Origin of the sequence: Curtobacterium sp. HSID17257 (genome assembly GCF_003989515.1) — a bacterium.
GTDB lineage: Bacteria > Actinomycetota > Actinomycetes > Actinomycetales > Microbacteriaceae > Curtobacterium.
The window spans coordinates 1-5,435 of record NZ_RBLU01000164.1 but is presented as its reverse complement, the minus strand read 5'-3'; the positions used below and the strand labels follow the sequence as shown (position 1 = coordinate 5,435).

9 protein-coding genes are annotated in these 5,435 nt (G+C 73.8%); 6 read left to right on the top strand and 3 right to left on the bottom strand.

Annotation, left to right across the window (positions count from 1 at the left end; genetic code table 11):
• Together D8M35_RS15315 and D8M35_RS15310 are read left to right on the top strand one after the other, a co-directional pair.
• On the top strand, window positions 1-369 hold a 369-nt coding region (locus D8M35_RS15315; RefSeq protein ID WP_161972688.1), incomplete at its 5' end, for a CGNR zinc finger domain-containing protein.
• A 62-nt stretch (window positions 370-431) separates the two neighbouring features.
• Window positions 432-1,730 (top strand): Nramp family divalent metal transporter, encoded by a 1,299-nt coding sequence (locus tag D8M35_RS15310; RefSeq protein WP_126892606.1) that lies wholly within the window; start codon window positions 432-434, stop codon window positions 1,728-1,730.
• A 32-nt stretch (window positions 1,731-1,762) separates the two neighbouring features.
• Here D8M35_RS15310 and D8M35_RS15305 read toward each other — a convergent pair whose 3' ends face one another.
• Window positions 1,763-2,065: a DUF427 domain-containing protein gene (locus tag D8M35_RS15305; protein ID WP_126892605.1), complete on the bottom strand. Its 303-nt coding sequence runs from the start codon at window positions 2,063-2,065 to the stop codon at window positions 1,763-1,765.
• Between the two features lie 55 nt (window positions 2,066-2,120).
• Window positions 2,121-2,726: a 2-phosphosulfolactate phosphatase gene (locus D8M35_RS15300; protein WP_238638266.1), complete on the bottom strand. Its 606-nt coding sequence runs from the start codon at window positions 2,724-2,726 to the stop codon at window positions 2,121-2,123.
• Between the two features lie 108 nt (window positions 2,727-2,834).
• Between D8M35_RS15300 and D8M35_RS15295 the strand changes: the two genes are divergently transcribed.
• Both D8M35_RS15295 and D8M35_RS15290 read left to right on the top strand, forming a co-directional pair.
• Window positions 2,835-3,467, top strand: coding sequence for a GNAT family N-acetyltransferase (locus tag D8M35_RS15295; RefSeq protein WP_126892603.1), 633 nt, complete (start codon window positions 2,835-2,837; stop codon window positions 3,465-3,467).
• Window positions 3,468-3,532: 65 nt separating this feature from the next.
• The gene (locus D8M35_RS15290) at window positions 3,533-4,015 is read left to right on the top strand and encodes a hypothetical protein (RefSeq protein ID WP_126892602.1); all 483 of its coding nucleotides are present in this window, start codon (window positions 3,533-3,535) and stop codon (window positions 4,013-4,015) included.
• 13 nt (window positions 4,016-4,028) lie between these two features.
• On the opposite strand, the gene D8M35_RS15285 is transcribed toward D8M35_RS15290, so the two are convergent.
• On the bottom strand, window positions 4,029-4,409 hold the full coding sequence (locus tag D8M35_RS15285; protein WP_126892601.1) for a hypothetical protein: 381 nt from the start codon (window positions 4,407-4,409) through the stop codon (window positions 4,029-4,031).
• 205 nt (window positions 4,410-4,614) lie between these two features.
• Here D8M35_RS15285 and D8M35_RS15280 point away from each other — a divergent pair, with 205 nt between their 5' ends.
• Both D8M35_RS15280 and D8M35_RS15275 read left to right on the top strand, forming a co-directional pair.
• Window positions 4,615-5,184, top strand: coding sequence for a DUF1684 domain-containing protein (locus D8M35_RS15280; RefSeq protein WP_126892607.1), 570 nt, complete (start codon window positions 4,615-4,617; stop codon window positions 5,182-5,184).
• 46 nt (window positions 5,185-5,230) lie between these two features.
• A partial coding sequence (locus D8M35_RS15275) for a GntR family transcriptional regulator (RefSeq protein ID WP_238638265.1) occupies window positions 5,231-5,435 on the top strand: 205 nt, incomplete at its 3' end.

The following is a 5,435-nucleotide window of genomic DNA, read 5'->3' as shown; positions in this document are numbered from 1 at the left end:
CTCCGCGCCGGCACCGGACGCACCCGGCCGGCGCCGGACGACATCGACACGGTGAACCTGTTCGCGGCGCTGCCGGACGTCCCCCCGAGCCTGCCCGGGGGCCGACGTCGAGCGGGCGCGAACCGGGTCCGCCTGGCCCAGGCGCTGTCGAGCGTGGCGCGCGACGCCGTGGCGCTCTTCACCGAGGTCGGGTTCGACGACGTCGCCGCCGACGGACAACCGACCCGTCTGAGCCGCTGCTCGGCCGACGACTGCGGGCTCGTGTTCTACGACTCCTCACGGGGCGGGACCCGTCGGTGGTGTTCGATGCAGCGCTGCGGCAACCGCGCGAAGGTGCGGGCGCACCGCGCTCGTCGCGCCGCGGCCTGAGCAACCGATCCGACCCGCCGAACCTGTGGATTCGGCACGCCGAAACCTGGCAGGCTGTCGGCATGACCGACACCGCCGCTCGCCGCGCCCACCCCGGGCGGTCCGGACGCCCTGCCGGCACCGGTTCGCCCGGCCCCGAGCGGCCGCGCCGCCGCGCCGCGGGTCTCACCCTGCTCGGGCCCGCGTTCGTCGCCGCCATCGCCTACGTGGACCCGGGCAACGTCGCCGCGAACCTGACCGCCGGCGCGCAGTACGGGTACCTGCTGCTCTGGGTGCTCGTCGCCGCGAACGCCAGCGCCGTCGTGGTCCAGTACCTGTCGGCGAAGCTCGGGGTCGTCACCGGGAGGTCGCTGCCCGAGCACCTCGGCCTCCGCATGCGCCGCACACCCCGGCTGCTGTTCTGGGTGCAGGCCGAGGTCGTCGCCGCCGCCACCGACGTCGCCGAGGTCATCGGCGGCGCGCTCGCACTCCACCTGCTGTTCGGCCTGCCGCTCGTCGTCGGCGGCGTGCTGACCGGCGTGGTGTCGATGGCGATCCTGCTCCTGCACAGCCGCCGGGGCACCCGCACGTTCGAGGCCGTCGTGACGACCATGCTCGCGATCCTGACCGTCGGGTTCTGCGCCGGGCTGCTGTTCGCGCAGGTCTCCCCCGGCGAACTCGTCGGCGGGCTCGTCCCCCGGTTCGAGGGCGCGCAGTCGGTGCTCCTCGCCGCCTCGATGCTCGGTGCGACCGTGATGCCGCACGCGGTCTACCTGCACTCCGCCCTGGCGCGGGACCGGCACGGCGACGTCCCCGCCGGGCCCGAGCGCCGCCGGGTGCTCGTCGCGACGCGATGGGACGTCGCCCTGGCCCTCGTCGTCGCGGGCGGCGTCAACGTCTGCATGCTCGTGCTCGCGGCGGCCACGCTCCCCGGGGTCCCCGGCACCGACACGATCCCCGGCGCACAGGCCGCGATCGCGACGAACGTCGGCCCGGTCGTCGGCGTGCTCTTCGCGGTCGGCCTGCTCGCGTCCGGACTGGCCTCGACCTCGGTCGGCTGCATGGCCGGCGCCGAGATCATGCACGGCCTGCTGCACGTCCGCGTCCCGCTCGTGGTGCGTCGGCTCGTCACGCTGGTGCCCGCCGTCGTGCTCCTGGCCGTGGGCGCGGACCCGACGATGCTCCTCGTGCTCAGTCAGGTGGTGCTGAGCTTCGGCATCGCCTTCGCGATCGTGCCGCTGGTGGTCTACACCTCGCGGCGGAGCGTCATGGGCGCAGACGTCAACGCGATGACCACCCGCGTGGTCGCGGGGGTCATCGCGCTCGTGATCGTCGCCCTGAACGTGGCGCTCGTGGTGCTGACCCTGACCGGAGCCGGCTGAGCGGCTCGCGTCAGGCGGCAGGGCGTCAGTCGTCAGTCGACGACGCGGACGTCCTTCCAGAACGCGTAGTAGCCCGAGTAGTCCTTGCCGACCCGGTCGAACGACGACGGGATCGGCGTCGGGTACGTCCAGGCGCGGTCCGGCAGCTCCTGTCCGTCCACCGTGACCGTCCAGTACTGCGTGTCGCCCTTCCACGGGCAGTGGTACTGGGTGTCGCTCTCCGAGAAGAACTCCGGCTTCACGCTCGACGGCGGGAAGTACCAGTTGCCCTCGATCTGGATGAGGTCCTCCTGCGGAGCCTCCGCGATCACGGTGTCGCCGACGACTGCCTTCATGACGTGCTCCTTGCGATCAGCGGCGTCCTCGCGACGCCTCGTGCGATCGGGAACGCTACGCCCGCATCCCGGATTCCCGCAGGACGACCAGCTCGGGTCCCGCGGCGAGCGCCGCGTGCACCGTCTCGCGGTCCAGGTCCGTCGCACCCTCGGCGGCGGTCACGAGGTGCTTCACCGCACGACGGAGCCCCGTGTACGCGGCGCAGGCGGCTGCGGCTTCCGGCGACGTGTGGTCGATCCCGACCGTGACGAGCGCGTCGACGACCGCTCCGGCAGCGAGCAGGTCCTCCACCGCCGGCTCGGGCGTCTCGGCGACGTCCGACGGTTCCCCCGCCGCGTCCGCGACGGTCGCGGCGCCGTCGGCGGTGCGGCCGGCTGCGACGACCGCGACGACGCACCGGTCCCCGCGCTCGGCCTGCAGGCTCGTCACCCGCTCCGCGACCGCCGCCGCGTTGGCGAGGTGGCCGAGCACGACCTCCGGACCGTCGGGCAGCAGGGCTGCCGCGGCCCGCGCCCGTGCCGCGGGATCGGCCCCGCCCCCGGACGGTTCCGGCAGCACGTCCACCCACACCACGAGGTGCGTGCCGTGCGCGATCCGGTCGGCGCCGGCGGTCCCCCACGCGAACCGGACCTGGTACTGCTCCTGCGTGCGTGCTGCCACCACTCCACGGTACCGGCGGTCCGCACCTGTCCGTCTCCACAGGACCGCGCTGCGGGTGCGCGTCCGCCAGGCCCCGCTGTCGGACCGGCGACCGTAGGATCGGTGACCATGGAGATCGCCACCGTCCCCACCCTGACCGGCGACCGCGTCACCCTCGAGCCCCTGGCGGCCGAGCACGCGGCCGACCTGCGGGCGGCGGTGGCGGACGGCGACCTCTGGCGCACCTGGTACACCTCGGTGCCGGCCCCCGACCGGGTCGAGGCCGAGATCGACCGGCGGCTCGGCGAGCACGCCGCGGGACGGATGGTGCCCTTCGCGATCCGTGACCGCCCGACCGGTCGCGTCGTCGGGGCGACGACCTTCGCGAACATCGACACGGCCAACCGTCGCGTCGAGATCGGCTACACCTTCCTGGCGCGTGCGACGCAGCGCAGCGGGATCAACACCGAGGCGAAGCTGCTCCTGCTCTCGCACGCGTTCGACACCTGGGACTGCATCGCGGTCGAGTTCCGCACGCACTGGCACAACCAGCAGTCACGAGCGGCGATCGCGTCGCTCGGTGCGAAGCAGGACGGCGTGCTCCGCAGCCACTCGATCGGCCGCGACGGCACGCTGCGCGACACCGTGGTCTTCTCGATCACCGCTGCCGAGTGGCCGACCGTGCGCCTGTCGCTCACCGAGCGGCTGCGCACCCGGGACCGCGCCGAGGGCGCCCGCCGCCGGGCCGCCCGGCACGCCTGACCCCGCACGGTACCGTCCCCAGGGCGGACGTCGCCCGTCCAGAGCCGCGGCGTAGCGTCCGCTGCATGCACGTCGGTCTCCGCATCGTCCTCGACGCACCCGTCGACGCCGTCCGCGACGCCCTGCTGTCGCCGTCGGTGATGGTCGCCGTCACGAAGCCGTTCCTGGTCTACCGGTCGCGGTCGCCGGAGGGGTTGCCGGACCGATGGACCCCCGGCGTCCCGCACCCCATCGCCGCCGACGCGTTCGGGGTGGTGCCGAGCGGTGACACGCACGTCGACATCGAGCTGTACGAGGTGGACGGCGTCCCCGTGCAGCGCGACAACGGCGGTGGCGTCTCGGGCCTGTTCGGCCGGATGACGATGCGGCACCGGATGGCCACCGTCGACCTCGGGGACGGTCGGACCCTGCTGCTCGACCGGCTGACCTACCGGATGCGTCCCGCGGTCCTCGGCGCCGCGCTCTGGCCGGGCATGTGGGTGATCTGGCAGTGGCGTGCGCTCCGGATGCGGCAGCTCGCGCCGTCCTGGCGTCGTCCCGGCAGCTGACGCGGACCGTCCGTCAGGACTTCGGCTGCTCGTCCACCTGCACGTGGACCGAGTAGTCCGTACCGTCGACGTCGCCGACCTCGACCGTGGAGTCGTACACGGTGGTGTCGCCCTCGGCGCCGATCTCGCAGTGCACGGTGTTCCCCTCGACGAGGTCGATCGGGTCCGTGCCGCAGTCGACCAGCGGACGCTGACCGACCTCGCGCTCGAGTGCGTCGGCGACCGCCCGCTCGAAGCCGGGCGGCGACACCGTCCGGTTCGCGGAGGCGGAGACCGTGCATCCCGTCAGGACCGCCACGAGTGCCGTACCGGTGACGGCTGCGAGCACCGTCCTGCCGGGCCGCGGCAGCCCCCGACCGGTCGTCGTCGCACTGCTCCGGCCGTTCCGTCCCACCACGTCGTCCGTCCCCTCGTCGGTCGCTGTCCGCCCAGTGTGCCAGGGCCCCGTGCGGCCGTCCGCAGGGCACCGTCCACAGGACCGGCCGGTCGCTGGCGGGTCCGGAGCGCACGGGCGTACGCTCGTCCCCGTGAGCCAGACGCAGGAGCCGAGGGCCCAGGACCGCGTGCACAGCACGCTCGCCACCGTGGACTGGCGGCGGATGACGTTCGACCTGTACCGACGGGTGCGGGCGACGGCCGACCCCGAGACCGCGCACGCGATGTGGCGCGAGACCCGCGACGCGATGTTCGCCGAGCACCCGGCCAGTCCGCTGCTCGACGAGGACGCCCGCGACTTCGAGGCGCTGCCCGTCCCCGACTACGACCCCGACTGGCGGTTCCGCGCGCGCATCGAGTCGGCCGAGCCCCTGGCGATGGACGTCGAGACGGGCACCGACGGCACCGTGCACTTCGACCGGCTCGGTGTCGTCCGGCTGCCGGGCATCGGCACGCTCGACGTGTGGTCGCACGGCGGCTACGCGGGCGGGGTGTTCGTCCCCGTGAAGGACGCCAGCGCCGGCCGGGCCCGTGGCACGTACGGCGGCGGCCGCTACCTGCTCGACACGATCAAGGGCGCGGACCTCGGCGGTGACGACGGCGAGCTCGTCCTCGACTTCAACTTCGCGTACAACCCCTCGTGCGCGTACGACCCGGCCTGGGCGTGCCCCCTCGCTCCCCCGGGCAACACCGTCGCCGTGCCGATCCCGGTCGGCGAGCAGTACGACTTCTGACGCCGCGCAGGCACGAGCACACGGACAGGACGCAAGGGTGGATCGCATGACGGGACTCGTGGCACTCGACGCGGGCGGCCGGGTGCCGCCCTTCGAGCAGGTCCGTTCGCAGATCGCGGCGCAGATCGCCGCCGGCTACCTGGTGGACGGGGAGCGCCTGCCGAGCGTGCGGGCCCTCGCCGAGGAGCTCTCGCTCGCCCCGGGGACGGTCGCGAAGGCCTACCAGCTGCTCGAGGAGGCCGGTCTCGTGA

Coding starts and splice junctions, on each gene's coding strand:
- D8M35_RS15295 (WP_126892603.1), top strand. CDS start 2,835: ATGGAGATCGCCACCGTCCCCACCCTGACCGGCGACCGCGTCACCCTC.
- D8M35_RS15310 (WP_126892606.1), top strand. CDS start 432: ATGACCGACACCGCCGCTCGCCGCGCCCACCCCGGGCGGTCCGGACGC.
- D8M35_RS15305 (WP_126892605.1), bottom strand. CDS start 2,065: ATGAAGGCAGTCGTCGGCGACACCGTGATCGCGGAGGCTCCGCAGGAG.
- D8M35_RS15290 (WP_126892602.1), top strand. CDS start 3,533: ATGCACGTCGGTCTCCGCATCGTCCTCGACGCACCCGTCGACGCCGTC.
- D8M35_RS15280 (WP_126892607.1), top strand. CDS start 4,615: ATGACGTTCGACCTGTACCGACGGGTGCGGGCGACGGCCGACCCCGAG.